At 63.0% G+C, this 25144-nt stretch carries 25 protein-coding genes; 15 read left to right on the forward strand and 10 right to left on the reverse strand.

Annotation, left to right across the window (positions count from 1 at the left end; translation table 11 throughout):
• Window positions 1-14: 14 nt before the first annotated feature.
• The 4 genes from AC2FNS_RS06665 to AC2FNS_RS06680 all read left to right on the forward strand — a co-directional run bounded on the left by AC2FNS_RS06665 (window position 15) and on the right by AC2FNS_RS06680 (window position 4608).
• Window positions 15-1337 carry a PQQ-like beta-propeller repeat protein gene (locus AC2FNS_RS06665; protein WP_496711949.1) on the forward strand — a complete coding sequence of 441 codons (1323 nt, stop codon included), beginning with the start codon at window positions 15-17 and terminating at the stop codon, window positions 1335-1337.
• A gap of 48 nt (window positions 1338-1385) precedes the next feature.
• Window positions 1386-2840: a ribosome biogenesis GTPase Der gene (gene der, locus AC2FNS_RS06670; RefSeq protein ID WP_496711950.1), complete on the forward strand. Its 1455-nt coding sequence runs from the start codon at window positions 1386-1388 to the stop codon at window positions 2838-2840.
• A 163-nt stretch (window positions 2841-3003) separates the two neighbouring features.
• Entirely contained in the window at window positions 3004-3990 is a 987-nt protein-coding gene (locus tag AC2FNS_RS06675) for a fatty acid desaturase (protein ID WP_496681249.1), read from the forward strand.
• A 90-nt stretch (window positions 3991-4080) separates the two neighbouring features.
• Complete coding sequence (locus tag AC2FNS_RS06680) at window positions 4081-4608, forward strand: helix-hairpin-helix domain-containing protein (protein ID WP_496686579.1); 528 nt, start codon at window positions 4081-4083, stop codon at window positions 4606-4608.
• A gap of 40 nt (window positions 4609-4648) precedes the next feature.
• Here the strand turns inward: AC2FNS_RS06680 and serS are convergent, their stop codons facing one another.
• Both serS and AC2FNS_RS06690 read right to left on the reverse strand, forming a co-directional pair.
• Window positions 4649-5941, reverse strand: a complete 1293-nt coding sequence (serS, locus tag AC2FNS_RS06685; protein WP_496711951.1) for a serine--tRNA ligase — start codon at window positions 5939-5941, stop codon at window positions 4649-4651.
• Between the two features lie 78 nt (window positions 5942-6019).
• Window positions 6020-7681 (reverse strand): mechanosensitive ion channel family protein, encoded by a 1662-nt coding sequence (locus AC2FNS_RS06690; protein ID WP_496681253.1) that lies wholly within the window; start codon window positions 7679-7681, stop codon window positions 6020-6022.
• A 204-nt stretch (window positions 7682-7885) separates the two neighbouring features.
• Here AC2FNS_RS06690 and yajC point away from each other — a divergent pair, with 204 nt between their 5' ends.
• The 10 genes from yajC (at window position 7886) to AC2FNS_RS06740 (ending at window position 14838) form a co-directional block, all read left to right on the forward strand.
• Window positions 7886-8173 carry a preprotein translocase subunit YajC gene (gene yajC, locus AC2FNS_RS06695; protein ID WP_073279584.1) on the forward strand — a complete coding sequence of 96 codons (288 nt, stop codon included), beginning with the start codon at window positions 7886-7888 and terminating at the stop codon, window positions 8171-8173.
• A 33-nt stretch (window positions 8174-8206) separates the two neighbouring features.
• On the forward strand, window positions 8207-9868 hold the full coding sequence (secD, locus tag AC2FNS_RS06700; RefSeq protein ID WP_496686570.1) for a protein translocase subunit SecD: 1662 nt from the start codon (window positions 8207-8209) through the stop codon (window positions 9866-9868).
• A gap of 1 nt (window position 9869) precedes the next feature.
• On the forward strand, window positions 9870-10838 hold the full coding sequence (secF, locus tag AC2FNS_RS06705) for a protein translocase subunit SecF (protein ID WP_496681258.1): 969 nt from the start codon (window positions 9870-9872) through the stop codon (window positions 10836-10838).
• The gene (locus AC2FNS_RS06710) at window positions 10819-11577 is read left to right on the forward strand and encodes a TSUP family transporter (protein ID WP_496711952.1); all 759 of its coding nucleotides are present in this window, start codon (window positions 10819-10821) and stop codon (window positions 11575-11577) included. The genes secF and AC2FNS_RS06710 overlap by 20 nt, the downstream gene beginning before the upstream one ends.
• An 8-nt stretch (window positions 11578-11585) precedes the next feature.
• A complete protein-coding gene (locus AC2FNS_RS06715) occupies window positions 11586-11939 on the forward strand; it encodes an Mth938-like domain-containing protein (protein ID WP_496711953.1) in 354 nt (117 codons plus the stop codon).
• A 125-nt stretch (window positions 11940-12064) separates the two neighbouring features.
• Window positions 12065-12679, forward strand: coding sequence for a heme ABC exporter ATP-binding protein CcmA (ccmA, locus tag AC2FNS_RS06720; RefSeq protein WP_496711954.1), 615 nt, complete (start codon window positions 12065-12067; stop codon window positions 12677-12679).
• Complete coding sequence (ccmB, locus tag AC2FNS_RS06725) at window positions 12676-13332, forward strand: heme exporter protein CcmB (protein WP_496711955.1); 657 nt, start codon at window positions 12676-12678, stop codon at window positions 13330-13332. The genes ccmA and ccmB overlap by 4 nt, the downstream gene beginning before the upstream one ends.
• 45 nt (window positions 13333-13377) lie before the next feature.
• A complete protein-coding gene (locus tag AC2FNS_RS06730; RefSeq protein WP_496686559.1) occupies window positions 13378-14151 on the forward strand; it encodes a heme ABC transporter permease in 774 nt (257 codons plus the stop codon).
• A complete protein-coding gene (ccmD, locus tag AC2FNS_RS06735) occupies window positions 14148-14306 on the forward strand; it encodes a heme exporter protein CcmD (RefSeq protein WP_005982370.1) in 159 nt (52 codons plus the stop codon). Before AC2FNS_RS06730 ends, ccmD begins: the two co-directional genes overlap by 4 nt.
• Window positions 14299-14838 carry a DsbE family thiol:disulfide interchange protein gene (locus tag AC2FNS_RS06740; RefSeq protein WP_480642760.1) on the forward strand — a complete coding sequence of 180 codons (540 nt, stop codon included), beginning with the start codon at window positions 14299-14301 and terminating at the stop codon, window positions 14836-14838. Before ccmD ends, AC2FNS_RS06740 begins: the two co-directional genes overlap by 8 nt.
• A gap of 8 nt (window positions 14839-14846) precedes the next feature.
• Here AC2FNS_RS06740 and AC2FNS_RS06745 read toward each other — a convergent pair whose 3' ends face one another.
• Window positions 14847-15548: an SDR family NAD(P)-dependent oxidoreductase gene (locus tag AC2FNS_RS06745; RefSeq protein ID WP_496711956.1), complete on the reverse strand. Its 702-nt coding sequence runs from the start codon at window positions 15546-15548 to the stop codon at window positions 14847-14849.
• A 110-nt stretch (window positions 15549-15658) separates the two neighbouring features.
• Window positions 15659-18349 carry an aconitate hydratase AcnA gene (gene acnA / locus AC2FNS_RS06750; RefSeq protein WP_496727582.1) on the reverse strand — a complete coding sequence of 897 codons (2691 nt, stop codon included), beginning with the start codon at window positions 18347-18349 and terminating at the stop codon, window positions 15659-15661.
• 226 nt (window positions 18350-18575) lie between these two features.
• Here acnA and AC2FNS_RS06755 point away from each other — a divergent pair, with 226 nt between their 5' ends.
• Complete coding sequence (locus AC2FNS_RS06755; protein ID WP_496727581.1) at window positions 18576-19274, forward strand: DUF1223 domain-containing protein; 699 nt, start codon at window positions 18576-18578, stop codon at window positions 19272-19274.
• Window positions 19275-19278: 4 nt separating this feature from the next.
• On the opposite strand, the gene AC2FNS_RS06760 is transcribed toward AC2FNS_RS06755, so the two are convergent.
• The 6 genes from AC2FNS_RS06760 to AC2FNS_RS06785 all read right to left on the reverse strand — a co-directional run bounded on the left by AC2FNS_RS06760 (window position 19279) and on the right by AC2FNS_RS06785 (window position 25094).
• Window positions 19279-20202 carry a lysophospholipid acyltransferase family protein gene (locus AC2FNS_RS06760; RefSeq protein ID WP_496681279.1) on the reverse strand — a complete coding sequence of 308 codons (924 nt, stop codon included), beginning with the start codon at window positions 20200-20202 and terminating at the stop codon, window positions 19279-19281.
• A 97-nt stretch (window positions 20203-20299) separates the two neighbouring features.
• Entirely contained in the window at window positions 20300-21397 is a 1098-nt protein-coding gene (locus AC2FNS_RS06765; RefSeq protein WP_496711429.1) for a flagellar motor switch protein FliG, read from the reverse strand.
• Window positions 21398-21463: 66 nt separating this feature from the next.
• A complete protein-coding gene (locus AC2FNS_RS06770) occupies window positions 21464-22003 on the reverse strand; it encodes a tetratricopeptide repeat protein (RefSeq protein ID WP_496681283.1) in 540 nt (179 codons plus the stop codon).
• A gap of 100 nt (window positions 22004-22103) precedes the next feature.
• On the reverse strand, window positions 22104-22256 hold the full coding sequence (locus AC2FNS_RS06775) for an adenylosuccinate lyase (RefSeq protein WP_496681285.1): 153 nt from the start codon (window positions 22254-22256) through the stop codon (window positions 22104-22106).
• Window positions 22257-22382: 126 nt separating this feature from the next.
• Entirely contained in the window at window positions 22383-23687 is a 1305-nt protein-coding gene (gene purB / locus AC2FNS_RS06780; protein WP_496686542.1) for an adenylosuccinate lyase, read from the reverse strand.
• Window positions 23688-23864: 177 nt separating this feature from the next.
• A complete protein-coding gene (locus tag AC2FNS_RS06785; protein WP_496711430.1) occupies window positions 23865-25094 on the reverse strand; it encodes a bifunctional alpha/beta hydrolase/OsmC family protein in 1230 nt (409 codons plus the stop codon).
• Between the last annotated feature and the right edge of the window lie 50 nt (window positions 25095-25144).

A 25144-nucleotide genomic window follows, 5' to 3' on the forward strand; every position in this document is an offset into this window, starting at 1 on the left:
GAGTACCGATTTCCATGTCAAAACCACTTATTTCCCGCGTTGGCTTGACGGTTGCGGCAATCGCCCTGACTGCTTTGAGTGCCTGCGAAGAGCCCGAAGTCATCCTGCCCGGAGAGCGCGAAGACATTCGCCCGTCCCAGGATCTTGAAACCGTCCAGCGCAGCGGGGCCAAACCGATCAGCCTGCCTGCATCGCAGCGCAACACTGCCTGGGCGCAAAGCCCCGGCACCCAGTCCTTCCGCACCACGAATGCGGCGCTGTCAGCCACACCTCAGCGTGTCTGGTCCGTCGATATCGGCAAGGGTGATGGGCGCAAGCAGCGTATCACAGCCGAGCCGGTGGTGGCGGGCGGCCTGATCTACACGTTGGATTCCGGTGCGACGGTCTCAGCGGTGTCCCCGCAGGGGCAGGTGGCGTGGAGCACCAACCTGGTACCGCCGACCGAGCGGGACGATCAGGCCACCGGTGGCGGTCTGGCCCACGCCGACGGCGTTCTGTACGTCTCGTCGGGCTTTGGCCGGCTGACGGCGCTTGACACCAAGACGGGCGCGATCCGCTGGCAGCAGAAACTGGACGCGACCGGCAGCGGCGCACCGCTGGTGTCCGGCGGTCTGCTGTATCTGGTCGCCGGAGACCAGACCGGCTGGGCCATCGACATAAAGGACGGGCGCGTTCTGTGGCAGATCGAGGGCATCCCCAGCGTTGGCAACGTTTTGGGGGCGCCGGCGCCGGTGCTGGCCTCGGAATTCGTGGTCTTTGCCTTCGGGTCCGGCGACGTCGCCGCGGCCTTCCGCAAGGGCGGCATCCGCCGCTGGAACAGCTCGGTCGCCGGTGGGCGGCGCGGGCGCGCCGCGGCGCAGATCCTGGATGTGACCGGCGGGCCGATCGTGGCAGGAAACACGATCTATATCGGCAACCATTCCGGCCGCACCGTCGCGCTCGAGGCCGAATCCGGCGAGCGCAAGTGGACGGCTTTCGAGGGCGCGGTCGATACCGTCTGGCCGGCCGGCAACAGCGTGTTCCTGATCAGCGACCGCAGCCAACTGGTGCGGCTCGATGCCGCCGACGGTTCGGTGATCTGGGCCGTTGATCTTCCGGGCTTCGTCAAGGACAAGCCCGGCAAGCGTGGCCCGATCTACGCGCATTACGGCCCGATCATGGCCGGCAGTCGGATCGTCGTCGCTTCGAATGACGGGTATTTGCGGTTCTTCAATCCGGTGGACGGTGCCCTGGTGCACCAGGTCGAGGTGCCGGGCGGCGCCACCACGACCCCGGTCGTTGCCGGGCAGACCCTCTATGTGGTTTCGACCAAGGGGCAACTGCACGCTTTCCGTTAACGGCAAGATGCGCTAAAGGGCGCGTCTGAGTCTTGAAAGTTGAGTATCATGTCTTTGACCCTCGCCATCGTGGGGCGCCCCAATGTGGGCAAATCCACCCTGTTCAACCGCCTTGTGGGCAAGCGCCTTGCGCTGGTCGATGACCAGCCCGGCGTCACCCGCGACCTCCGCGAGGGCGAGGGGCGGCTGGGCGACCTGCGCTTTACCGTGATCGACACCGCGGGGCTGGAGGACGCCACTGACGACAGCCTTCAGGGCCGGATGCGGCGCCTGACCGAACGCGCGGTGGATATGGCCGATGTCTGCCTGTTCATGATCGACGCGCGCACGGGCGTCACCCCCACCGACGAGCTGTTCGCCGAGATACTGCGCAAACGCTCCAAGCACGTGATCCTGGCGGCCAACAAGGCCGAGGGCGCGGCGGCCGATGCTGGCGTGCTCGAGGCCTATGGCCTTGGACTGGGCGAGCCGATCCGTCTGTCGGGGGAACATGGCGAGGGCATGACCGACCTCTACGCTGCGTTGATGCCTTTGGCCGACGCTATGGAGGAAAAGCAGGCCGAGGCGGCCCCCGATACCGACGTTGATCTGGACGAGGCCGGAGAGACCGAGGGCGAGACCCCCGCGATCACCGCCGCGAAGCCTCTGCAAGTGGCCGTGGTCGGCCGACCCAATGCGGGCAAGTCCACGTTGATCAACAAGATCTTGGGCGAAGACCGACTGCTGACCGGCCCCGAGGCCGGGATCACCCGCGATGCAATCAGCCTGCGCATCGACTGGAACGGTACGCCCATGCGCATCTTTGACACTGCAGGCATGCGCAAGAAGGCCAAAGTGCAGGAAAAGCTGGAAAAGCTGTCGGTCTCGGACGGGCTGCGCGCCGTCAAATTCGCCGAGGTCGTCGTGGTGCTGCTGGACGCCGCGATCCCGTTCGAACAGCAGGATTTGCGCATCGCCGACCTGGCCGAGCGCGAGGGCCGCGCCGTGGTGGTCGCGGTCAACAAGTGGGACGTCGAAGAGCACAAGCAGGAAAAGCTGCGCGAGCTCAAGGAGGCCTTCGAGCGCCTGCTACCGCAACTGCGCGGCGCGCCGCTGGTGACGGTCTCGGCCAAGACCGGGCGCGGGCTGGACCGCCTGCACGACGCGATCCTGCGCGCCCATGATGTCTGGAACCGCCGCATTCCGACCGCGGCCCTGAACCGCTGGCTGACGGCGATGCTGGAACAGCACCCGCCGCCCGCCCCGCAGGGTCGCCGGATCAAGCTGCGTTACATGACCCAGGCCAAGACCCGCCCGCCGGGGTTCGTGGTGATGTGCTCGCACCCCGACAAGATGCCGGCCAGCTATACGCGCTATCTGGTCAACGGCCTGCGCGATGATTTCGACATGCCCGGCACCCCGATCCGCCTGACCCTGCGCGGTCAGGGGGACAAGAACCCGTACAAGGGCCGGCGAAAGAAAAATGCCGGCGCGCTGGCCAAACATCTCAAGGGCAGGGCGTAACCGCGCCAATTTTATGCATTTTCAGGCGTGGGACGTGACAGGCCCCACACATCGCGCTAGCATTTGCTGGTGCGCACCCATTTCGCGTGCAGCTTGTGCGCGGGACTCGCGTGCTTGTTTTCGAAGGAACTATTGAACCGGACCATCGTGGGGAGCGGGCTGGATGGATCTGAGAGAGTACACAAGGCAATATGCGGTGCAGGACAATCGGCTTGCTGCACTGAGTTACTTTGGAACCTTTGCGGTTTATTTCGCGTCGCTGGCGCTGGCGATCGCCCATGTCGACCGCTGGTACATCCTGATCCCGGCCGGGGTGGTGTTCGCGTTTTCCGCCGTTCGGCTGTACGTGCTGCAGCACGACTGCGGGCATCATTCTCTGTTTGAAACCCGACGGCAGAACGAATGGGCCGGCCATGTCCTGTCGCCGTTCACCTTTGCGCCGTTCGAGGTGATGAAACAGAACCACAATCTGCACCATGCGGGCATCGGCAATCTGGAACATCGCGAAACCGGTGAGATCCACACCATGACCCTGCGCGAATGGAACGCGGCCGACTGGAAGACGCGGCTGTTTTATCGTCTGTACCGAAACCCGTTCATCCTGGTGCCGGTCGGGGCGTTGTTCACCTATTTCATCCGCTATCGCTGGCCCAAGAACACGATGCGGTTCGGGGTGCGCGGCGTGCTGCTGCACAACCTGTCGATCGTGGTGTTCCTCGGGTTGCTTTACTGGATTGCCGGACTGACCGGCATTCTGGTCTGGCTGGTGTTTTCACTGTTGGGCGGCATGCTGGGCGTGTTCCTGGTGTATCTGCAGCACAATTTCGAGGATACCTACTGGGATCGCCGCCCGGATCTGGATCCGCAGCTTGCGGCGCTGCAGGGGTCGTCGGCGCTGGATTTCGGATGGTGGTTCGACATGGCGGTGGCTTGCATCACCTTGCACGACATCCACCACTTCAACGCGCGCATCCCGTCCTATCGGTTGCGAGCCTGCCACTACAACCTGCCGGAGGAATACACGCCGCGCCGGATCAAGTTCCCCGAGGCCCTGGCCGCGCTGAACCTGAAACTTTGGGACGAAGATGCAAAGCGTTTGGTTCCATTCCCAAAAAAGAACAACTCGGGCAGCTTCGCACCCGTCAATTGATATTCGGGCCGCAGATGCCATCCGTTGGGCGTAGTGTTTGGCATGGCGCGCGGACTGGATCGCTGCCCTCGAACTTGAAAGGACATTTGAATGACATCAGTGACGAACGTGCGTGGTGTGGGCAAGGCTTTGGGTCAGGAGCTGTCACGTCAGGGAATCAAGACCGCGCAGGACCTTGCCAGCGCTGATCCTGAAAACCTGATCGCTGTTCCGCGTATCGGCAAACGGCGCGCGCAAGCACTGATCTTGGCTGCAAACCAAGCGGTTTCAGATGGCGCAACGCCCGCCAAGCCAAACGCCCGAACAACAACCAAGCCGAGGCCGAACTCGGGCCGCGCGGTTTCAGGCAAGTCACAGGCACCGACGCAAGTCGCTGAAGACGACGCCGAGAAAGCCGCCGCGGACGCCAAGGCCCGCAAGAAAGCCAAGGCCAAGGCCAAAGCCGAGAAAGCCGCCAAAAAGAAGAAGGAGATGGAGGCGGCAATCCAGAAAGCCAAAGAAAAGATCAAGTCCAAGACAAAAAAGGACAAGAAGTCGAAGAAAGACGGCAAGGCGTCAAAAAAGGACGGTAAGTCCAAGAAATCCAAGAAAGAAAAGAAAAAGGCGAAGAAGAAATAACTTCTCCGCCTTCTGTCGTCAGGTCGCGATCCGTGTCGGATCAGGCCAGCGTGCCGTCCTTTTGCAGGGTCAGCTTGCCACCCAGATAGGGGGCCAGCACCTGGGGCAGGACCACGGTCCCGTCGGCCTGCTGGCCGTTTTCCAAAACTGCGATCAGGCAGCGCCCCACGGCCAGCCCCGAGCCGTTCAGTGTGTGCACGTATTCCGGCTTGCCGCCGCCCTCGGGGCGGAAGCGCGCATTCATCCGGCGGGCCTGGAAATCACCGCAGGTGGAAACCGAGCTGATCTCGCGATAGGTGTTCTGACCCGGCAGCCAGGCCTCGATGTCATAGGTGCGGCGCGCGCCAAAGCCCATGTCGCCTGTGCACAGGATCACGGTGCGATAGGGCACGCCCAGCTTTTCCAGGATACCCTCGGCGCAGCGCAGCATGCGCTTTTGCTCTTCGTCCGACTTGTCCGGATGCGTGACCGAGACCATCTCGACCTTCTCGAACTGGTGCTGTCGCAGCATCCCGCGCGTGTCCTTGCCGGCCGAACCAGCCTCGGAGCGGAAGCACAGCGAATGCGCGGTGTAGCGGCGCGGCAGATAGCTTTCCTCGATCATCGTGTCGTTGACGATGTTGGTCAGCGACACTTCGGAGGTCGGAATCAGCCACCACCCCTCGCGGGTCTGATAGCTATCCTCGCCGAATTTCGGCAACTGGCCGGTGCCCATCATCATCTCGGACAGAACCAGAACCGGGGCGTTCACCTCGGTCAGGCCGTTCTCGTTGATATGCGTGTCCAGCATGAACTGCGCCAGAGCCCGGTGAATGCGCGCGACGCCCCCCGAAAGCAGCACGAAACGCGAGCCCGCCAGCTTGGCCGCGGTTTCGAAATCCATGCCATTCTGGACCGCTTCGATCTCGAAATGCTCTTTGGCGTCGAAATCGAATTCGGGCGGGGTGCCCCAGCGGTTCACCTCGACATTGTCGTTTTCGTCCTTGCCGTCCGGCACGTCCTCGGCCGGCAGGTTGGGAATGCGGATCAACTGGTCGGTCAGCAGCGCGTCCAGATCCTTGGCCTCGGTCTGCATGCGGGCGATCTCGGCCTTCTTCTCGGCCACCAGCGCGCGCAGGCGCTGGAACTCGGCCTCGTCGCCGCGGGCCTTGGCGGCGCCCACTTCCTTGCTCGCCTTGTTCTGCTCGGCCTGAGCGGTTTCGGCGGCCAGGATCTTGGCGCGGCGGGCTTCATCCAAGCGCAACAGCTCGGCCGAGATCGGCGCTTCGCCCCGGCGGGCAAGGGCAGCGTCGAAAGCGGCTGGGTTTTCGCGGATTGCGCGGATGTCATGCATGGCTCAGATCCCTGGCAAATGAATCACTTTGCCCGCTTATGCACCATCTGGCGCGCGGGGTGTAGCACCGGATTGGCCTCAATCCTCTGTGTCTTCGCGCGCTTCATGCGCAAGGTGGCCATCCCATGGCGCCGAGGGAATCTTGGGTTCGGGCGGATCGGCCATGTAGGACGGGGTCATGATCTGCACGCCGTTTTCATTGAACACCGCCACGATGTTGCGGTGGAGATCCGAGCGTATCCTGGGGATCGAATTGCCGCGGGTCGTATAGGCGTTGATCTGGTAGTTGATGGCATAGTCGGCCAGCGCGGCCCACAGAACGAACGGGGCTGGGCGGGCCTTGAGCCCCTTGGTGCGCCGCGCCGCCTCGATCAGCATCGCCTCGATCATTTCGGGCGGTTCCTCATAGCCGATCCCTACGGTGGTGTGCACCAAAAGGCCGTTGCCGTCTGTCGGTTTGGAGAAATTGATCACGTCTGAGTTCATCAATTGCGCGTTAGGGATCGAGATCAATTCGTTCTTGATGGATTTCAGATGGGTTTCCATCAGTTTGATCTGCACGACGTCGCCGATATGGTCGCCGATCTGGATGCGGTCCCCGATCGAGGTCGACCGGCGGTAGATCACGAACAGCCCCGCCAGCATGTTGCTGACCACAGAATTCGCGCCCAGCGACAGCATCGCGCCCACCAGGATCGTCAGCCCCTGGAAGGCTGCCGAATCCGAGCCCGGTATGTAGGGCACGGCAAAGACCAGCGCGATCAGGATCACCACGACGCGGGCGATATTGAACGTGGGGTTGACCCAGTGTTTCTCGAAATCGCCCAAGTCGAAGGTTCCGGCCTCGACCGCGTCGAAGAACACGCGCATGCCCTTGATGATGTACATCGTCACCCAGGCGATCAGCGCCAGCATGATCAGGTTCGGGACATAGCTGATGATACCCCTGAAGATCAGCAGCACGGGTTCGGTCAGATAGGTGAGCAGCAAATTGGCGAAATACCGGGTCTCGGCAAAAGCCAGAAGGACGAAGGACAGGTAATAGTAGAAGCCCAGGAAAAAGATGACCAAAAGCACGAAGCTCAGCGCGTACCGGATCAGGGCGGCGATGGCCTCGGCCTGTACGCTTTTGGCGGTGGCTTCCTCGACATCGCGCAGATAGCGCCGGACAACACTCAAGGTGCGGCGCCGGATGCGCCGGTGTAGCCACAGGATGGTCACGACAAACACCGCAAAGCCCAGCGTCCAGGCACCGGCCTCGATCGCACTGGACACGCGCGCCTCGTCGGTGCGGTTGGCGCGATAAGACCGGATCGCCTCGCGGATCGCATCGGCATGCAGTGCGGTCAAGACCTTCAGGTCAATCTGGTCCAGTTCGGCATCGGCCTCGGTGACGATCGTGACAATCACCCCATCGGCCAGGATGCGGGTGCCTAGCTCGGTTTCTTCGAAGGTGATGCTGACGTCAGGCCGGTCCGACGACTCGGCCACGGTGACGATGGTGTTCTGGATGTTCTCGGCCCGTTCGGGGGCGGGCAGGGCGCTGGACCCACGAATGTGAAACAGCGTATCGCCGTCCACGATCACCGGGGCCCGGAATGCTTCGGCCTGTGCGATCTCGGCATCGGTAGGCTGGGGCGGGGCCTCTTGCGCGGTGGCAGGGGGCGACTCCACCGCTGTCAGGGTGAGGGTGCACAGCAAAAGAGCCAATCTGAACAGCGGTTTGAAAAAATGTCGCATGGGCCCTCCACTCGGCTCGAATATAGCTGAGGCGAATCGTGTTCATAGTGTATTCCTGCAACGTTTTGCCTTGGTGTGCCCTGCCGTTGCCCCATGTCCGCGCGAATCCGGGGCGGCGTTGCTTGCAAAGGTCGATTGCAGGGCATAGTTTCCCGCCAAATTCGCGGCGCTCCGACCGCGACCTCAAGAAAAAAGGAATATCCCATGGAAGGTGGCGCAATCGCCCAGTTTCTCCCGCTCATTCTGATCTTTGCGATCATGTACTTCCTGCTGATCCGTCCGCAGCAGAAAAAGATGAAGGAACATCAGGCCATGGTCGAGGCCGTGCGCCGTGGCGATCAGGTGGTCACGCAGGGCGGCCTGATCGGCAAGGTGTCGAAGGTCAAGGAAGGCGAGAACGAGATCGAGGTCGAAATCGCCGATGGCGTGAAGGTCCGCGTGATCAAATCGACCATCGCTCAGGTTCTGAACAAGACCGAGCCGGCGAAGTAACTTCGCGCGACAATCGACGGAAAAGGCAGGGTAATGCTGCAAATTGACACCTGGAAGCGGGTCCTGATCTGGCTGGTCTGCGTGGTTGGCTTGCTGTTGGCCCTGCCGAACGCCTTCTACACGCGGGTCGAGCAATCGAACGACGCCAAGGCGGCTATTGAGTTGGGTAACGACACCCCTGAGATGCAGACGCAGGCCGCGCAATGGCCGAATTGGATGCCCTCGTCGCTGGTCAACCTTGGGCTTGATCTGCGCGGCGGTGCGCATCTGTTGGCCGAAGTGCAGGTCAGCGACGTGTACGAAACCCGGATGGAGGCCATGTGGCCGGAAATCCGCAACGCGCTGCGCGACGTGCGCTCCGAGGTCGGCACCATCCGCCGGCAGCCGTCAGAGCCCGATGAGATTCGCATCCGCATCAGTCAGCCCGAAGGCATGCCCCGCGCATTGGAGGTGGTGCGTGGCCTGGCCCGCCCGATCCAATCCCTGACCGGGGCGGGCGCCACCGATATCGACGTGCGCGCCGAGGGCGACACCATCGTGGTGCAATTGTCCGAGGCCGAGAAACTGGCCTCTGACGATCGCACCGTGCGCCAGGCGCTGGAGATCGTGCGCCGCCGGATCGACGAGGTCGGTACCCGCGAACCCACGATCCAGCGCCAGGGCACCGACCGAATCCTGATCCAGGTGCCCGGAATCGGCAGCGCCAGCGAACTGAAAGAGATCATCGGCACCACCGCACAGTTGACCTTCAACCCCGTGGTCTCGCGCGGGACGGACCCTGACGCCCCGGCGGGCATCGGCGAAAAGGTCGTGCCCTCGATCGACGAAAACGGCGTTTACTACACCATCGAGGCCGCCCCCGTCGTGACTGGCGAGGAACTGGTGGACGCGCAGCCGTCCTTCGACCAGAACGGCCGCCCGGCCGTCAGTTTCCGGTTCAATACTACGGGTGCACGCAAGTTCGGCGACTATACCCGTGACAATATCGGTGCGCCCTTCGCCATCGTGCTGGACGACGAAGTCATCTCGGCCCCGGTCATCCAGAGCCACATCCCCGGCGGCTCGGGCATCATCACCGGCAATTTCACCGTCGAGGAAAGCACCAACCTGGCCGTCCTGCTGCGAGCCGGTGCACTGCCCGCGGGGCTGGAGTTCCTGGAAGAACGCACCATCGGCCCCGAATTGGGGCAGGACAGCATCGAGGCGGGCAAGGTGGCCACCATCGTTGCTTTCGCGGCGGTGCTGGTCTTCATGGCCCTCAGCTATGGCCTATTCGGCATCTTCGCCAACATCGCGCTGCTGATCAACGTGGGCTTGATCTTTGGCCTTCTGTCCCTGATCGGGGCAACGCTGACCCTGCCGGGCATTGCGGGCATCGTTCTGACGGTGGGCATGGCGGTGGACGCCAACGTTCTGATCTTCGAGCGCATCCGCGAGGAACTGAAATCGTCGAAAGGCCCCGCCCGCGCGATCGAGCTGGGCTATGAAAAGGCGCTGTCGGCCATTTTGGACGCCAACGTCACCACTTTTATCACCGCCGTGATCCTGTTCGCCATGGGCAGTGGTCCGGTACGCGGCTTTGCCATCACATTGGGCCTGGGCATCCTGACGTCGGTGTTCACCGCGATCTTCGTGACGCGCTTGATGGTGGTCATGTGGTTCGAGCGCCGCCGCCCGAAAACGATCGAGGTTTGACATGAGACTGAAACTCGTACCCGAAAGCACCTCGTTCGATTTTTTCAGCCGCTGGAAGCTGTGGCTGGGCATCTCAGGGCTGATGATGGTCATCGCCTTCACGTCGTTCCTGCTCCAGGGCCTGAACTTTGGCATCGACTTCCGCGGCGGCACCACGATCCGTACGCAAAGTGCGCAGGAAATCGATGTGGGTCTGTACCGGGATGCGATCACCCCGCTGGGCCTGGGCGACGTGTCGATCACCGAAGTGTTTGATCCCACCTTCGGCCCGGATGAAAACGTGGCCATGATCCGCATTCAGGCACAGGACGACGCCGAGGCCGTCTCGGCCGCGACCATCACCGCGGTCGAAGATGCGTTGCGGGCCGTCGTGCCCGATATCCAGTTCGTGTCAGTCGAATCGGTGGGTCCCAAGGTCTCGGGCGAGTTGATCCAGACCGCCGTGATCGCCGTGGTTCTGGCGATCGGGGCGGTGCTGGTCTACATCTGGCTGCGCTTCGAATGGCAGTTCGCGCTGGGTGCCGTGGCCGCGCTGGTGCATGACGTGCTGCTGACGATCGGCATCTTCTCGGAACTGCAGATCCGCTTCGATCTGGCGATCATCGCCGCCCTGCTGACCATCGTCGGCTATTCGCTGAACGACACCGTAGTCGTTTTCGACCGGGTGCGCGAAAATCTGCGCAAATACAAGAAAAAAGACCTGAAAGAGGTTCTGAACCTCTCGATCAACGAGACTCTCAGCCGGACGGTGATGACCTCGGTCACCACCCTGTTGGCGCTGATCTCGCTCTATGTCCTGGGCGGCGACGTGATCCGTGGGTTCGTCTTCGCAATGATCTGGGGCGTGATCGTGGGGACCTATTCGTCGGTCTTCGTTGCCTCGACCATCCTGCTGTGGCTGGGGGTCAAACGTGACTGGTCCAAGCCGTCGAACACGGCCGGAAACCAGTTTGCCAATATCGACGCCTGATCTGTTCGGCCAGCCCCCTGCGGGGCTGGCCATTGTCGTTTTTGCGGCGCTTCTGGGCGGCATCGTACGCGGGTTCACTGGGTTTGGCACCGCGCTGGTTTTTCTGCCCCTCGCAACGCCGCATCTGGGTCCGTTCGGCGCCCTGATCGCCCTGACCTGCATGGATGTGTTTGGCCCTCTGCCGAACCTGCGCCGCGCCTGGGCCCATGTCGAACGCTCCGATCTGACACGGCTGATCACGGGATGCGCCCTGACCTTGCCGGTGGGTCTGTGGGTGCTGTCGCAGGTCCCGCCCGAGGTGTTCCGATATACTGTCAGCACGCTCAGTCTTTCCATGCTGGCGGCGCTGGTCCTTGGCCTGCGCTACACCGGACCGGTCCGGCGTGGCATGGTCACGGCCATCGGCGCGGCGGCGGGCTTCCTCGGTGGTGTCGCGGGGTTGCCCGGGCCTGCCGTCATCCTGTTCTACATGTCGCGGCCGCTGCCGGTGGCGGTCATTCGCGCGACGGTTCTTCTGTTTCTGTTTGCCTTCGATTTCCTGATCTTCGGATATCTCGGCTTGATGGGCCGCCTCACGGTTGAAACGACCGTGCTGGGCCTGGCGCTTGCGATCCCGAACTTGCTGGGCAATTGGCTGGGCGGATGGCTGTTCCGTCTGACGCGAGACCGCCTTTACCGCGCTATTGCCTATGTCGCCATCGCCGCATCGGCCTTGTCGGGCCTGCCGCTTTGGGGCTAAAAGACCTTATGCGCTTGAACGAGATCACTTTCACCGACGCCGCCCCAATAGACGGCTACGGCCCCGGATTCTTCCGCATCGGCGGTCAGGTGTTCCACGGCGCCGTCCTGACGGGCCCCAGCGGAACCGGCCCTTGGTCAGGCCTGCAGGACCCGGCGCCCTTGCTGGGACTCGCCGCGCAGATTGACGTGCTGTTCATCGGCACCGGCGCCGTTCTGTCGCAGATCCCGTTCGAATTGCGCACAGCCCTCGAGGAGGCCGGCATCGGGGTCGAGATCATGAACTCGCCCGCCGCCTGCCGCACCTACAACGTGCTGTTGTCCGAAGGCCGCCGGATCGCTCTGGCCCTGTTGCCAGTCTGACCCCTTCATTTGGCCCCAAATATCCCGGGGTGCGTGAGGGGCTGGCCCCTCACATCCCACCCGCCAACAGGCCCTGCGGCAAATCCGACCTTTTTCCTCCGCAACCAATCGGATAAGCGGGTCTCATGACATTGACCGTGACCGACCTTGCCATCGCCCGAGGGGGCCTCCCTGTGCTCGAAGGCCTCAGTTTCGCGCTACCCCCGGGCAAGGCGCTAATCCTGCGCGGCCCGAACGGAATCGGCAAGACCACCCTTCTGCGCACGCTGGCCGGGCTGCAACCGCCGCTTTCGGGACGGATTGAGGGGGCAGAGGACCGGATCGCCTATGCCGCCCATTCCGACGGGCTGAAACCCACCCTGACCGTGACCGAGAACCTGACCTTCTGGGCCTCGGTCTTTGGCACGCGCGACATCCAGCCCGCGCTGGATGCCTTTGCGCTCAACGAACTGGCTGATCGTCACGCAGGCAACCTGTCGGCGGGTCAGAAACGCCGGCTGGGTTTGGCCCGAATGCTGGTGACCGGCCGCCCGATCTGGATGCTGGACGAACCCACCGTGTCACTGGACAAGACCGCGGTGGCGATGTTCGCCGATGCGGTGCGGGCGCATCTGGGGCAGGGCGGCTCGGCCCTGATTGCCACCCATATCGACCTGGGCCTCGATGGTGAGGTTTTGGATGTCGGCCCCAACAAGGCGCGCCCCAAGGCGCTGGATGACTTCGACGGAGGCTTCCTGTGATCGCCCTGCTGTTGCGTGACCTGAAACTGTCCTTTCGCGCGGGGGGAGGGTTCGGCCTCGGGCTGGCCTTCTTCCTGATCGTCACCGTTCTGGTGCCGTTCTCTGTAGGTCCGCAATCATCACTGCTGGCGACCATCGCGCCGGGGGTGCTGTGGCTGGGCGCATTGCTGGCCTGTCTGCTGTCGCTCGATCGCCTGCTGGCCTTGGATTGGGAGGACGGGTCGCTGGACCTGCTGGCCACCGCGCCGCTGCCGCTGGAGGCGGTGGCCGCGATCAAGGCCTTGGCACATTGGATCACCACCGGTCTGCCGCTGGTGCTAGCCGCGCCGGTGCTTGGGGTGCTGCTGAACCTGCCTGGCCCCGGTTTTGGCTGGCTGGTCGTCTCTCTGTTGATCGGCACGCCCGCGCTCAGCGTGATCGGCACTTTCGGCGCAGCCCTGACCGTGGGGCTCAAGCGCGGCGGCCTTCTGCTTTCGCTGCTGGTGCTGCCGCTTTACGTGCCCACGCTGATCTTCGGGGCCGAGGTGGCCCGCCGCGGCGCCACCGGGATGGAGACCGCTACGCCTCTGCTGATGCTGGCCGGGATCACCGCCGCAACCATCGCCCTGCTGCCCTTTGCCAGCGCTGCGGTTCTCCGCGTCAATCTGCGTTGACCGATGTCAATTGAGAACTGCCCCGAGTCGGACTAGATAAGCGCCATGTCGATAGCATCCAAAGCCAACGCCCTCTGGGAATACGCCAACCCCAAGAAGTTCCTCACCACGACCGAGCGCGTGCTGCCGTTCTTCTGGATCAGCTCTGCCGTCTGTCTGGTGATCGGTCTTGTCTGGGGTTTTTTCTTCACGCCTGACGACTACAAGCAAGGGTCGACGGTCAAGATCATCTACCTGCATGTGCCATCGGCCCTGATGGCGATCAATTGCTGGATTATGATGCTGGTCACGTCGCTGGTCTGGCTGGTGCGCCGACACCATGTCAGCGCGCTTGCAGCACGCGCCGCCGCGCCGGTAGGCATCGTAATGACGCTGATCGCGCTGGCGACCGGGGCCATCTGGGGACAGCCCATGTGGGGCACCTGGTGGGCCTGGGATCCGCGCCTGACCTCGTTCCTGATCCTGTTCCTTTTCTATTTGGGCTACGTCGCCCTGTGGGAGGCGATCGAGGATCCGGATACTGCGGCCGACCTGACCTCGGTCCTATGTCTGGTCGGTTCGGTCTTTGCCTTCCTCAGCCGCTATGCGGTCAATTTCTGGAATCAAGGCCTGCATCAGGGTGCCTCGGTCATGCGGGTCGGGGCGGTCACCGGCACGGATACCGAGGAAAAGGTCAGCAACGTGTTCTTCTACCCGCTGCTGACCTGCATCATCGGCTTCGTGCTGCTGTTCATCGCGCTGGTCCTGTATCGGACCGGCACCGAAATCCGCGCGCGGCGCATCAAGGCGCTGCTGGCACGGGAAAGGGTAAACGGATGATGCCTGATCTGGGAAAATACGCCGAAACGGTTCTGTCCTCCTACGCGGCCTCGATCGTCCTGCTGGTGGCGCTGGTGGTTTTCAGCATACTGCGTGGGCGCAAGGTTCGGGCCGAGATGGAAAAGATCGAACAGAGGATGTCGCGCAATGGCTAAGATCTCGCCCTTGATGATTGCTCCGCCGCTGATTTTCGGCGCCTTCGCCGTGCTGGCGGCCATCGGCATGTTCCGCGAAGATCCCAACGCGCTGCCCTCGGCCCGCGAAGGCCAGCCCGCGCCGCCCGTTGTCCTGACCGAGTTTCCGGGCAAACAGGGGTTCGACGACGCAACCCTGCGCGACGGTCAGGTCAAGCTGGTGAACTATTGGGCCAGCTGGTGTGCACCCTGCCGTGCCGAGCATCCGAACCTCGAGAAACTGGCGCAGGAAGGTATTCCGGTCTACGGCATCAACTACAAAGACAAGCTTGCCAATGCCGATGCGTTCCTGGCCGAGCTGGGCGATCCCTATGCCGCCATCGGGCGCGATGAAAACGGCCGCATGGGGTTGGACTGGGGCGTCTACGGCGTGCCCGAGACCTACGTGATCGACGGTGACGGCACGATCATCCTGCGGTTTGCCGGCCCGATCACCCAGCGCGTGATCGAGAGCACTATCCGACCCGCATTGGAAAAAGCCGCCGCGCAGTAACGCCGGGGTTAAAGGCGATACCCGCCAGAGACGGTCAGCACCTCTCCGGTGATGAAGGACGCGTCTTCAGATGTGAGAAAGCGAACTGCGCGCGCTATGTCTTCTGGTGTCCCAACACGCCCCAGCGCCGTGTTCTGAACGAACAGGTCGGTCAGATCGTCGGGTCTGGGGGCTTCGGGGATGTTGATCGCTCCAGGAGCCACCGCGTTGACGCGAATGCCGTCAGGACCCAGTTCTTTCGCCATGGCGCGGGTCCACAAGTTCAGCGCAGCCTTGCTGGCCCCATAGGTCGCGGCGTCGTGCGGGGGAAGCGCGGCGTTGACTGACGAGATACTGACGATCGACGCTCCCCGCTGCAGGTAAGGCAACGCGGCGGCCAGCAGGGCGGCCGGTACCAACAGGTTGAGATCAAGAATGGCCTGGTGATCCTTTTGGCTGAACCGGTCCTTCGGGGTGGCCTGAACCAGCCCGGCATTGTTGATGATGACATCCAGCCGGCCGTATCTGTCGATGACGCGGCGCACCACGTCTTCGGGCTGACCTTCTTGCGTCAGATTGCTGTGCAGGGTCAGCGCCGGTCGGTCATCGGGCAGGGGCTGTGGTTCGGTCGTGTGCCACGTCAGGGCGACACGATGATCCGCGGCCAGATCAACCGCGATGGCCCGGCCAATTCCACGCGCGCCGCCGGTTATCAATGCAACTTTTTCCATGTCGCAAACAGACCGGCAGTCTGCAGAAAACACAACGCGATAGTTGAAATGCCTGAAATGAAAAAGGGCGCCCGGTCGGGGCGCCCTTGTGTTCTTGGCTTTGTGCCGGCTTAGCTGGCCTTGGCCAGGTTCCGCAGTACGTAGTGCAGCACGCCGCCGTTTTCGATGTATTCGATCTCGGGCGCGGTATCGATGCGGCACTTGAGCGTGATGGTCTTCTCGGTCCCGTCCGCATAGTTGATGGTGCAGGGCACCTCCTGCAGCGGCTGGATCGTGTCCAGACCGTGGATCGAGAAGGTCTCGTCGCCTTTCAAGCCCAGCGTCTTGCGGTTGTCGCCGGCGGTGAACTCGAACGGGATGACACCCATGCCCACCAGGTTCGAGCGGTGGATTCGCTCGAAGCTTTCTGCGATCACGGCCTTGACGCCCAGCAGCGCGGTGCCCTTTGCCGCCCAGTCCCGCGAGGAACCGGCGCCATACTGCTCGCCACCGATCACGACCAGCGGCGTGCCTTCTGCCTGATAGGCCATCGATGCGTCATAGATCGAGGTCTGCTGACCATCGGGGCCTTTGGTGTAACCACCCTCGACGCCGTCCAGCATCTCGTTCTTGATGCGGATGTTGGCGAAGGTGCCGCGCATCATGACCTCATGGTTGCCCCGGCGCGACCCGTACGAGTTGAACTCGCGCGGTTGCACTTGGCGCTCCAGCAAGTATTTGCCTGCGGGGCTGGTGGTTGCAAACGAACCAGCCGGCGAGATGTGGTCAGTGGTGACCATGTCGCCCAGAATAGCCAGAACCTTGGCGCCTTCGATGTTCGAGATGGTGCCCGGCTGTGCCCCCATACCTTGGAAGTAGGGCGGGTTCTGGATGTAGGTCGACGTCGGCGGCCAGTCATAGGTCTCGGCATCGGTGGTTTCCACCGATTGCCATTTCTCGTCGCCCTTGAAGACATCGGCGTATTTCGACTGGAACGCCTCGCGGGTCACGGTAGCTTCGACCAGATCCGAGATCTCTTTCTGGCTCGGCCAGAGATCCTTCATGTAGACGTCGTTGCCGTCCTTGTCCTGACCGATCGGTTCCGAGGTCAGGTCGATGTCCAGCGTGCCGGCCAGCGCATAGACCACCACCAGCGGCGGCGAGGCCAGGTAGTTGGCGCGCACGTCGGGCGAGATCCGGCCTTCGAAGTTGCGGTTGCCCGACAGGACCGAGGTTGCCACCAGATCGCCCTCGGCGATGGCTTCCGAGATCTCTTTCTGGATCGGGCCCGAGTTGCCGATACAGGTGGTGCAGCCGTAACCCACCAGGTTGAAGCCGATGGCGTCCAGATGCTCTTGCAGGCCGGCGGCCTCGAGGTATTCGGACACGACCTGCGATCCCGGCGCCAGCGAGGTTTTCACCCAAGGCTTGCGGTTCAGGCCCAGCTCATGCGCCTTTTTCGCAACCAGACCGGCGCCGATCATCACATAGGGGTTTGAGGTGTTAGTGCACGAGGTGATCGAGGCGATCACGACCTTGCCCGATTCCATGGTGTAGTCTTCGCCTTTGACCGGCACTTCCTTGCCCATCGGGCGTTTGAAAGTGTTTTCCATTTCCTTGCGGAAGGCGGCCTTGGCGTTGGTCAGCGGCACATAGTCTTGCGGGCGCTTGGGGCCCGAGATGGCAGGGACGATGGTGCCCATGTCCAGCGACAGAGTGTCGGTGTAGACCGGGGCATAATTCTCGTCGCGCCAGAAACCGTTTTCCTTGGCATAGGCTTCGACCAGCGCGATGCGGTCCTCGTCGCGGCCGGTGTTGCGCAGGTAGCGCAGGGTTTCGTTGTCGATCGGGAAGAAGCCACAGGTCGCGCCGTATTCAGGCGCCATGTTGGCGATGGTTGCGCGGTCGGCCAGCGGAAGACGGTCCAGGCCTTCGCCGTAGAATTCTACGAACTTGCCCACCACGCCTTTGGCGCGCAGCATTTCCACGACCTTCAGAACCAAGTCGGTGCCGGTGGTGCCTTCAACCATCTCGCCGGTCAGTTCAAAACCGACGACCTCGGGGATCAGCATCGAGATCGGCTGACCCAGCATCGCGGCCTCGGCCTCGATCCCGCCGACGCCCCAGCCCAGAACGGCCATGCCGTTGACCATGGTGGTGTGGCTGTCGGTGCCGACCAGCGTATCGGGATAGGCGACCTCTTCACCGTTCTGGTCGGTGTCGGTCCAGACGGTCTGGGCCAGGTATTCCAAGTTCACCTGGTGGCAGATGCCGGTTCCCGGAGGCACGACGCGGAAGTTATTGAACGCGTTCTGGCCCCATTTCAGGAACTGGTAGCGCTCCATGTTCCGTTCGTATTCGCGGTCCACGTTCATCTGGAAGGCGCGCGGGTTGCCGAACTCGTCGATCATGACCGAGTGGTCGATGACCAGGTCGACGGGGTTCAGCGGGTTGATCTTCTGCGGATCGCCCCCCAGCGCCTTGATGCCGTCACGCATCGCGGCCAAGTCCACCACGGCCGGAACGCCGGTAAAGTCTTGCATCAGCACGCGGGCCGGGCGATAGGCGATCTCGCGCGGGTTCTTGCCGCCGTTTGCGCCCCATTCGGCAAAAGCCTTGATGTCATCGACCGAGACCGAGAAACCGCCGTCCTCGAACCGAAGCATGTTTTCCAGCACCACTTTCAGCGCGGCGGGAAGCTTGGAGAAATCGCCCAGACCGGCCTCTTGCGCGGCGGGGATCGAGTAATACGAGATGGACTTGCCATTCACGCTCAGGCTGCGGCGTGTCTTGGCGGTATCCTGTCCGACTTTGATGGGCATCTGTGGCCTCCCTCTCAAATGACGTGGAATTGGGATTCGCTGAGCGGTATCTGCATCACCAAGGCCTGCGGTTCAAGGTCCAACAGGGCGAGTGCGGCAATTTTTGTATACCATTGCACACATTTTTGCGGATTGCCGCCGAAACCGGTCTCAAGAAACCTTGATTGGCCCTTGATGCGGCCGGGCTGTAAACCGGTTCCCGTAAACCACGAGCCTCGAGCCGACCATGCCACGACATCGACTGACCGCCACCCTTCTGTCTCTGTTTCTCGCCGTCCCGGCCGCGGCCGACGGTCCGGTGGTGGTCGAGCTTTTCACCTCGCAGGGCTGTTCTTCGTGTCCGCCGGCGGATGCGATCATGCACGATCTGGCCAAGCGTGATGACGTGATCGGCCTGGCCCTGCATGTGGACTACTGGGACTATATCGGCTGGAAGGACGAATACGCCAACCCGTTCCACACCACACGCCAGCGCACCTATGCGCGCCGGGGCGGGCGCGACATGATCTATACGCCGCAGATGGTGGTCAACGGGCAGCAGGATATCGTCGGGGCCAGACGCGAACAGTTGGAACGGGTGATCGATAGCCATCTGAGCGCGCCGCCCATGGCGCAGGTGTCGGCGACGCGAACCGGTGATACCGTTTCAGTCCAAGTTGCCCCGGTCGATCTGCCATCGGGCACAGTCTATGACGTCCGGGTCGTGCAATACACGCCATTGCGTCACGCCTCGATCCGCCGGGGTGAATTGGCCGGGCGCGAGTTGGACTATGCCAACGTGATCGACGCCTGGCATGTCGGCGGGCAATGGGATGGGGCCGGGCCGCAGGTGTTCCAGGTCTCGGTGGCGTCTGAGTTGCCGGCCGTGGTCTTGCTGCAACAGGCCGGGCACGGGCCGATCATCGCGGCCGCGCGGGTGGATTGAGGGCTCAGGGCATGTCTTCAGGCTGAACGCCCAGGCCGTTCCAGGCTTTCCAGCGCCGGTGAATCCAGAACCACTGACCCATGTGCTGGCGCACCATCCCCTCCAGATCATCATTGATGAACTGGGTCATGGTCTTGGGGTCGGAATGCGGCACCGGGTCATGCAGAACGATCTGGAAATCGATGCCATTGGGTTGGCGCACCGCATAGCAGGGGATCAGCACTGCATCGTATTTCATGGCCAGTTCAGCATTCAGAACCGAGGTCACCGCCGGTTTGCCGAAAAACGTCAGCTCTTCGCCGCCATGGGCGTGCAGGTCGGACACGATGGCGATGATGCCGCCATTCTTCAACGACCGCACCATTTCCACCATGCCCCGGCGCCCCTGTTCGAACATCGGCTTGCCGGTCCTATGAAAGGCTTCGACATACATCTCGTTGAAATAGGGGTTGGCCATGCGCCGGTACAAGCAGCCGATCGGTTTGCCGCTGTGCGCCTGCAACGCGATCCGCGCGGCTAGGTAATGCCCGAAATGCGCGGTGATCATCATCACCGGGCGGCCCTCGGCGACGGCACGGTCAAATGCGGCCAAGCCCGGCCCGGTCACGACGGCAGCCTTTTGCCTTTTGGTGAAATCCTCGGGCGAGAAATGCTCCATGATCGCGCGGCCCGCATTGTCGGGTACTGCACGGCAGATGCGTTTGACGTCGCTCTCGGTCAGTTCGGGGCAGGTCAGTCTCAGGTTGCTGCGCACCCGCTTGGTGAACCCCACCAGCGGCGACAGCGCTCGTGCAATCGCGCCCATCGTTGCGATCCGCCGCTCGTAGGGCAGCAAGCGCATGGTGCCGATCACGCCTTTCAGAAACAGGTTGGCGACATAATATTTTGCAAGCTGAACGCGGCTCAGTTCCGACTTTTCGGCGGGCATGCGAGGGTCTCGACGGGTTATGTGATTTGCGGGGCCAGACATACAGAGGGCGCCGGGCAACCACAAGCACCGTATGGGCGGACGGTCGGGCAGGGGATCAGTCCCCGCCCTCGGCCTCCTCTTCGTTCAAGGTGATCGTGCCTTCATCGACCAGCGCGCGGATGGCGCCCACGACCTGGGTCATGGCTTCTTCGGCGTCGGCTTGCTTGACCTTGCCACGCTCGGCGATTTCTTCGCGCAGGTTGTCGGCCATGCGCGACGACATGTTGGAAAGCAGGAACTCGGCAGATGCTTTGTCTTCGTCGCTGTTTGCACCAGCCAGCGCGGTGACAAGAACGGGCTGGTCAATCCCGCGCAAGACCGCGGGAACATCCCGCGGCGCGATGCGTTTGGCGATGTGGGCAAAGGTGAAGATCGAGCGGCGCACCGCTTGTGCAAAGATCTTGTCTTCTTCTTCGAGGGCGCTCAACAACTCGTCCCGGGTGGCCGCCGAGGATTGATTCAGAATCGCCCCCACCCGCGCTCCGGGCTCGTCTCCGAAGGCCGGGGTCGGGCGCTGATCCAACTGCGCGGCCAGCGACCAGCCGATGCGTTCGACCGCCTCGGGCGAGACATTGGTGGTTTTCGAGACCGCATAGGTGATCCGGCGTGCCACCGGGCCGGGAAGATGCCCCAGCAGTTTCGCGGCCGTCGCTGTATCCAGCTTGGAAAGCATGACTGCCGCCACCTCGGTGCTTTCGGCCTGGGCCATGCGGGCCAGATCCTCGACCGGCACGTCGCGCAGGCGCTGCCACGGGTCACCGACCTGGCGCATGCCCGCCACCTTGCGCAGCCGTGCGGCCGTCGTGGGGGCGATCTTGCCGTTCACCGCGTCCAGCGCACCCGCCAGCCCGTGCGGAAACGCCAGGCCGACACTGTCGAGCGCATCGGCGAATTCCTGAGCCACCGCCGCCAGCGTCACCCGATCGACCAGCCCCATCTGCCCCAGTTGCACGGTCAGCCGTTCCTGCAGCTCGTCGGGCAGTTCCTCGAGCGGGAAATCCGCACCCTCGTTCAATAGCAGGCGCACGATGATCGCGGCCTTTTGTCCGGGTGTCAGGTGACGGGGAACCACGCGCGGCGCGTCGTCCTGTTGTTCGGCCGCCAGCGGCGCGGCGCCCAGGGCCTTCTGAACCAAAGCGTTGGAGTCTTGCATCTGCCTGTGCTGTCAAATTCGTTGCGCAGGCAGATTAGCGAGAGTCGCGTAAAGAAAAGCTGAACTCTAGTAGCTGTAGGTCAACCCTGTGCGGATCGCTTGTCGCAGCGACGCTTCGGCCCAGCTGCCTTCACCGCCCCGGGCCTTGATCTCGCGCCATTGGGCGATGGCCAGGTCGGTCTTGCCCTCGGCCACGAAACCTTGGCCCATGTAGCTGCGTGCCAGGATGTTGTCGGGGTTCGCCGCAATCGCGCGCATGTAATGGGCGTTGGCCAGATCGACCTTGCCCATCTTGCGGTAGGTGAAGCCCCAATAGGTCAGGACGCGGTCGTCGTCTTGATCCATGATGCGCAGCACGGATTGGGCGTTTTCGTATTGGCCGGCATAGGCCATCTCGCGCACGGCCTGATACAGTTGGTCGTCGGTGAAATTGGTCTTGTTGGGTTTGACGCAGCGGCCCGCCGCCTCGTCATAGACTCTGCCGAACAGGCATTTCTTGGTGGTGTTTGTCGGTTTCGGGGGGCTGCTGTCCCCGCCTGCGGCACTGACCGCGGGGGCAAAGGCAAAACTTTGAAGGGCAATCGCCGAGGCCAACAAAAGGCGCATGTCAAACTCCATCTCGAAATTCGCTTGGGCAAAGCATAGCGCGTTCCGAGGAAAAGCTAACAGGAAATCGCCCGGATCAGTTCACAACTGGGTCAGATGCTCAGCTGCTGGCGTTTTTCACACAGCTTTCCGAGGCCGAATCCCAAGTCGTGCCGGGCGCACAGGATTGCGATTGCTTGCTGTGGGCTTGGCAGGCGAATGCGGACGAGGCGGACAGGGCAAGGGCCAGTGCGCAGAGGGTCATGCGGATCATGGTGGGCTCTCCTTGAACGGAAATTGCCCACCCAGCATAGCCGATTTCGGATGTTTTCGCAAAAGACAGGGGCCCGGATCGTACTGTGCGATCCGGGCCCCAAAAAAGCCGTTCATGCGTCGAGGGTTACTCGCCGAACACCCGCTCGAAGATCGTGTCGACATGCTTGGTGTGATAGCCGAGATCGAATTTTTCTTCGATCTCTTCCTTGCTCAGCACTGCCGTCACGTCCGGGTCTGCCAGCAGTTCGGTCTTGAAGTCCTTGCCTTCTTCCCAGACCTTCATCGCGTTGCGCTGCACCAGGCGATAGGCGTCCTCGCGGCTGACGCCGGCCTGGGTCAGGGCCAGCAGCACGCGCTGGCTCATGACCAGACCGCGGAACTTGTTCATGTTGGCCAGCATGTTGTCCGGATAGACCACCAGCTTGTCGATCACCCCGGTCAGGCGGTGCAGGGCGAAGTCTAGCGTTACGGTTGCGTCAGGGCCGATGTTGCGCTCGACCGAGCTGTGGCTGATGTCGCGCTCGTGCCACAGGGCCACGTTCTCCATCGCCGGGATCACGGTCATGCGCACCAGCCGGGCCAGGCCGGTCAGGTTTTCGGTCAGAACCGGGTTGCGCTTGTGCGGCATCGCCGACGAGCCCTTCTGGCCTTTGGAAAAAAACTCCTCGGCTTCCAGAACCTCGGTGCGCTGCATGTGGCGGATTTCGATGGCGATGTTCTCGATGCTGCTGGCGATCACGCCCAGCGTGGCAAAGAAGGCCGCGTGGCGGTCGCGCGGGATGACCTGCGTGCTGATCGGCTCGGGTACCAGGCCAAGTTTTTCGCAGACATGTTCTTCGACACGCGGGTCGATATTGGCGAAGGTGCCGACCGCGCCGCTGATGGCGCCGGTGGCGATCTCGGCGCGGGCGTCGCGCATCCGAGACAGGTTGCGGTCCATCTCGGCGTAGAAGCGCGCGAAGGTCAGGCCCATGGTGGTGGGCTCGGCATGAATGCCGTGGCTGCGGCCGATGCGGACAGTGTCCTTGTGCTCGTAGGCGCGGCGCTTGAGCGCGGCCAGCAGGCCTTCGAGATCGGCGATCAGGATGTCAGCGGCGCGGGTCAACTGCACGTTGAAGCAGGTGTCGAGCACGTCCGAGCTGGTCATGCCCTGATGGACGAAACGGGCCTCTTCGCTGCCGACGTGCTCGGCCAGATGGGTCAGAAAGGCGATGACGTCATGCTTGGTGACGGCCTCGATCTCGTCGATACGGGCCACGTCGAATTCCACGTCCTTGGCCTTCCAGACGGCCTCGGCGTTTTCGCGCGGGATGACGCCCAGGTCGGCCATCGCGTCGCAGGCATGGGCCTCGATCTCGTACCAGATGCGGAACTTGGTCTCGGGCGACCAGACGGCGACCATTTCGGGGCGGGAATAGCGGGGGATCATGGGCGGCAGGACCTTCGTGATTGGCAATGGGTGTCGGCGCGGGTCATAGCCTTGTCCGGCACATCCGGCAAGCCGCGAAGGACCTACTGAGACGGTTTGCCCCCGCACAAGCGCCGTTCTGGCCGACCGCCCGCCGATCCCCGGTCTGTCTGTGCCCTGTGGCGGCCTCGGGCCGGGTCAGACCGGGTCCTGGGCCGGCAGCAGTTCGGTCGTGATATGGGCCGAGTTCTCGAGCGTGCGGTGCACCGGGCATTTGTCGGCGATTTCGAGGAGCTTGGCCCGCTGGGCCTCATCCAGAGGCCCATCCAGGCGGATCTTGCGGCGGAACTGGTCCACCTTGCCATCGCCGGCCAGCCCCGCATCCTGCGCGTGCAATTTGTCGTGGCAGACATCCACGGTGACCCCGGTCAGCGGCCATTGTTTGCGCCGGGCGTACATGCGGATAGTCATTGAGGTACAGGCGCCCAGCCCGGCCGACACGAACCCATAGGGTGACATGCCGCGATCGGTGCCGCCGTAGGAAGCCGGTTCATCGGCCACGGCATGATGGTTCGGGCCTGACTGGATGTCTTGCAGGAATCCGTTCGGGTCCACCTCGGTTACGCGCACGACGCCTTCGGGGGCGCCCGGCGGTGGGGCGGGTGGCGACAGTGGCACATAGCGCGACACCCAGGCGGCAATGACGTCGGCGGCATAGTCCGCGTCCCTAAGGCGGGTGATCAGGTGGTCGGCATCATCCAGCGTGACAAAGCTTTTGGGGTGCTTGGCGGCCAGAAAGATCGTGCTGGCATTGTTGATGCCCACGGTTTCGTCGAGCGGGGCATGCAGGATCAGCAGAGCGGCCTTCAGGCGCTCGATTGCCGGGATCAGCGCCGATTCCGATATGTCGCGCACGAAGTCGCGCCCGATGCGGATCGGCCGTCCGCCCAAAAGCACCTCGGCGCTGCCATCCTGTTCGATCTGCGTGCGTGCGCCCTCGAAGTGATGGGCCACATGGCCGGGGTCGGCCGGGGCGCCGATGGTGACCACCGCCTTGACCGAGGGGATCCCGGCCCGAGCCCGCAACACGGCCGCCCCACCCAGGGAATGCCCGATCAGCAGATCCGGCGCCATGTTCCGCTCGGCCAGATACTGAGCCGCCGCGATCAGGTCCTGCACGTTCGTGGTAAAGGTGGTGTTGGCAAACTCGCCTTCGGAATGGCCAAGGCCCGTGAAATCGAACCGCAGCACCGCAAAGCCCATCGCCGCCAGCCGCGCGCTGATCCGCCGGGCGGCGGGGATGTCCATTGAGCAGGTGAAGCAATGGGCAAACAGCGCCGTCGCCAGCACCGGCCCGTCGGGCAGATCCAAGCGTGCAGCCAATTGACTGCCGTCGTGTCCGGCAAAGGTGATGCGTTCGGTCGGCATGGCCGCTCCTTCCGTTGATCGGGTTCCGGCAATACTGGGGGCCGGGCGCG

The sequence above is a fragment of the Ruegeria sp. BHSA191 genome (assembly GCF_059613325.1).